The organism is Fretibacterium fastidiosum, from assembly GCF_000210715.1.
GTDB classification, from domain to species: Bacteria; Synergistota; Synergistia; order Synergistales; family Aminobacteriaceae; genus Fretibacterium; species Fretibacterium fastidiosum.
Map to the genome: position 1 here is coordinate 255893 of NC_021038.1, position 3698 is coordinate 259590.

The following is a 3698-nucleotide window of genomic DNA, read 5'->3' on the forward strand; positions in this document are numbered from 1 at the left end:
TTTTGCCCGCGGGTTGGGGGGTGAGGTGTCGTTGATCAGTGATCATGTCACCCTATAAGTAGTGAGAGAAAATGTCACCTCCCGCCGCGGAAGGCAGGTCTTTGCCCAACCTGGACCATAGTCAAGAAAAAGGACAGGCTAAGCGAAGGAATCATGATATGGGCGTAGTCTGTTTTTTAAACACGTCCTCCTTTTCGTCGGGCGAGAGGTTGTTATTGGCGGAGTGAGGCCGCTTTGGATTATAAAAACCCTCAATATACACAAAAGCGAAACGCTTCAATTCCTCCTGGTCTCGAAAATGCCTCCGAATTCAGTTCCTCTTTCTTGAAGAATTTAAAGAAAGATTCCACAACCGCATTGTCGTAGGGGTAGCCAGGCGCAGAGAACGACTGCACGATATTCCTCTGGTCCGAAAAGCGTCGGAACAGTTCCGACGTATACTGACACCCGCGGTCGGAGTGAAACAACACCGATTGAGGGCGTCCTCGTTTGAGGTACGCTTCTTCTGCCGTCTCCATCACCAATTGTGTGTCTATTTTGTCGCTTACACGCCAGGCGATCACCTTCCGAGAGAACAGGTCCAAAACAACGCAGACGTATTTTGCTTGATTGTTGTAGGGCTGATGTATTTTTTCCGGCTTGTTTCTTTTGGAGGGCAGCCCAAAATTTTACACCAAAGGAATTTGCTTGGTGGCTGAATGTGTGGTTTGGAGTTTTTTTGCCTTGGTAGTAGTTTTCGGCTCTTTTCTTTTGCTATACCAAGCTGCTTCTTTACGTTAAAGAGCGAGGCGTTATGATGGTGGCTTTGTATTTTGGCTTAGTCTGATTGGGCTTGCGTTCTTCAACCAAGTGGATGTTGAATTTTTGCCCTTTGGCGACAAAGATTTTACCTGAGGCCACATCTTCAAGGAAAGCATCGTCGGTGATGGTAAGTGCGACGGGGACGACTTTCCCCTCCCACACCAATTTCCAGCCTCGCTTGGATTTGTGGAAAGACGGTCTATCCAATTCTGCGATGACATCCAACTCTCTTTCGATGGGGGCTTCGTCCAAGTCCAAATCGAAAAGTCCCAGGTCATCCTTGGTGAGGATCGTTGCTTCCTGCAAGCCTTCATCGTCTTTACGGAAATAGCAGATACGCTCAATACCTGGTGTTTGAAGAATTTGGGTATGTTGTTTGATGTATTTACGTAAAACCGAGTTACAGATGGCCTCGTATAGCTTTAACGAGATGGTTTCTTGTGTGCCATCCTCCAAGTAAAGCGTGATTATATCCTGGTGCTTTTCGGTTTTGCTGATTTTACGATTTCTGAGCCAACGAAATAGAGCGTAAATGCCAATGCCTAAAGGAGCATAGCCGGCCAGCTTCAGAATATCGTCCAAAACAGCAGTCAGGGGATTGTTGGCTAAAAAATGGATAGCTTCCGCTGCTCTTGATAGATAGACGAGAAGATCGGCACTGATACAGTTTGCCTCCACGACCTTAAGTTCAAGGCGAACAGTGAATTCAAAGCCGTAAAGGACTCTAGATGTTTCTTTAAGAATGTGCGAAGCGGCCATAATGCTTTTACCAAATGCTTCGGCGTCGATGGAATGAGATTCTAAAGCGGCCCCTTCATAAGTGATGCGGATGGAGGCGGAAGCAAGGTCGTTACGATTATCCTGCAAGACCAACACCGTCCTGATATTGATTGTTGGGAATACTCCCCTCACGGGAAGTTTAGAAGGTGCATAGTGAAACAGACTTACCTACGAATCCCGGACGAGCTATACAAACGCCTTCGGCACGAGGCAGCCGAAGAGGATACCTCCGTGAATTACCCTTCGTTTCGAGTATGATGTGCCCGATTAGGGCGTTGTTTCTTTTGGAGGGGAACGCTCAGGAACTCACGGCTTCGTGACGACGAGAAAAACGCTTGATGCGTCGACCTCCTCCAGAAAATGGTCACAGCCGATGGCGTTCCCCAGGGCCTCCAAATCCTCAAGGGAAAAGGTCCTGGCCTCGAAACCGTCCCGACAGACGATGATGCCATCTTTCGTCCTGTCAGGATCGATTGCACCAAGAAGCCCTTTCTCTGCCTGTTCCTGGAACCAGGCCAGACGGTGCTCCCAGAACTTTGGGCTGTAGCTGCTGAAAAGAGCTCTGCCGCCGGGCAGCAGAACGGAGACTGCCTGTCGCACCAGGTTCAAAGGGTCTCCCTTCATGGCAGACAGTCCGTTCTGCAGGCAAAGTACGACATCGAACTCCGCGGCGAGGTGAAGGTGATGCGCGTCCATCACCTTCAGTTCTGCGTTCGGAACGTCCTTCAGGTACTCTTTGCCGAAGGCCACGGATGCCTCCGAGAGCTCTATCCCCACGATCGACGCCGTAAAGGGCGCAAGCTCCTTCACGATGCGGCCGTATCCGGCCCCCAGCTCCAGCACCCGCTCACGGCCGCTCAAAAAACTGCGCACAAAGCCGATCTCCGCCTCAAGATACTGACGGACCCTTGGCAGCCGCGTCCGATAGACCTCCTCCAGGTTTGCTGCGTTCATGTTTCGGGCGTACCAGTCTCCCTCTGCCCGTGCTTCGGCGATTGAGCCCATATCGAACCGACCTCCTCAAAGATGTTGAAAATCCGTTCGCTTCCCGCAACTCCAGCATAGCTTCCCTTCGAGTTGTTGTCAAATCTGGTGTATGGGTTCCGGAAGGGGTTAAAGAATGGCGTATCCGGGTAGAATCGTTATATTCCCGACAGTGCCTGTTCCTGAAAACAGGAGGATATGCCGTGAATAAAGATACCACGAACAAGAGCACGGATCGGGAGAGTTTTGAGAATAGACAGCCGTCTGTGCTTCGTCAGGGGGCTCGGAGGATGCCGGCCTCCGCCGAGGCGTGTGCGACGTGTCCCCGACAGGGCGCTTGCCGCGGCTGGAGGGGCCCTTTGCGTCGGAATCGCGGGCGTAGAAAAGTAGAAAAGGAATCCCTGTGAGTTTTTGTATGGCTTACTTCTTACATTATTTTACTGTATACTCTGTATCGGATAGGGGAGTGGTGGCATGGGCAGGAGAGAGCGATAACGTTTTGTGTCGAAAATCGGTCGTTCCGGCGCTTACCGCTCTGCTGTTTCCCAACGGTGCGACGATGGCGACCGTGTTGAGGGCATCCATGGAGCGATATGCCGCGAAGAATGCCCATCTGTTTGCCTCCGGGCGGAGGCTGGCGGGGAGGACGCGACGAGATGAAAGCACTGTCGATAAAACAACCCTGGGCGAGTTTGATCGCCGGCGGGTATAAGACGATCGAGTGGCGTTCATGGAGAACGCACTATCGAGGGCCGTTGCTGATTTGTTCGGGAAAAACTCCAGACGATATCTATTTTGAATTTGACCCTGATGAGGCGAGGCAAAATTGGCCTCTTGGTGTCGCGGTCGCAACGGTCGAACTGGTCGAGGTTCGCCCGTTTGAGCCCAAAAAGGATGCCGAGGCAGCGATGATGGAGGAAGACGCTCTGCCCTCTGTGCAGGGATTTTCCTGGGTGCTGGAGAACCCTGTAGTGGTGCCGGACACCCCGCCGGTTCGCGGCAAACAGGGGCTTTTTGAGGTCGTTTTGTAACCCCTATAGCACCTTCTGTGGCCTGTAAGGAGCATCAAACGAAGGGTATCCTTCAGCGCTTCCCTAAAATAACATGGGGCTACGCCCCCCTTAGGGGAGGGG

4 protein-coding genes are annotated in these 3698 nt (G+C 51.8%); 1 reads left to right on the forward strand and 3 read right to left on the reverse strand.

The features are described 5' to 3' along the window. Positions 1-251: 251 nt before the first annotated feature. From SY1_RS12710 to SY1_RS01165, 3 genes are all read right to left on the reverse strand, one after another. Positions 252-659, reverse strand: a complete 408-nt coding sequence (locus tag SY1_RS12710) for a DDE-type integrase/transposase/recombinase (RefSeq protein ID WP_423868983.1) — start codon at positions 657-659, stop codon at positions 252-254. Positions 660-771: 112 nt separating this feature from the next. Continuing rightward, positions 772-1668: an LAPAL motif-containing putative phage structural protein gene (locus tag SY1_RS01160; protein WP_208872525.1), complete on the reverse strand. Its 897-nt coding sequence runs from the start codon at positions 1666-1668 to the stop codon at positions 772-774. Positions 1669-1887: 219 nt separating this feature from the next. Beyond that, a complete protein-coding gene (locus SY1_RS01165) occupies positions 1888-2586 on the reverse strand; it encodes a class I SAM-dependent methyltransferase (protein ID WP_015555910.1) in 699 nt (232 codons plus the stop codon). Positions 2587-3221: 635 nt separating this feature from the next. On the opposite strand from SY1_RS01165, the gene SY1_RS01170 reads away from it, so the two are divergent. After that, a complete protein-coding gene (locus SY1_RS01170; RefSeq protein ID WP_015555911.1) occupies positions 3222-3596 on the forward strand; it encodes an ASCH domain-containing protein in 375 nt (124 codons plus the stop codon). Positions 3597-3698 lie beyond the last annotated feature (102 nt).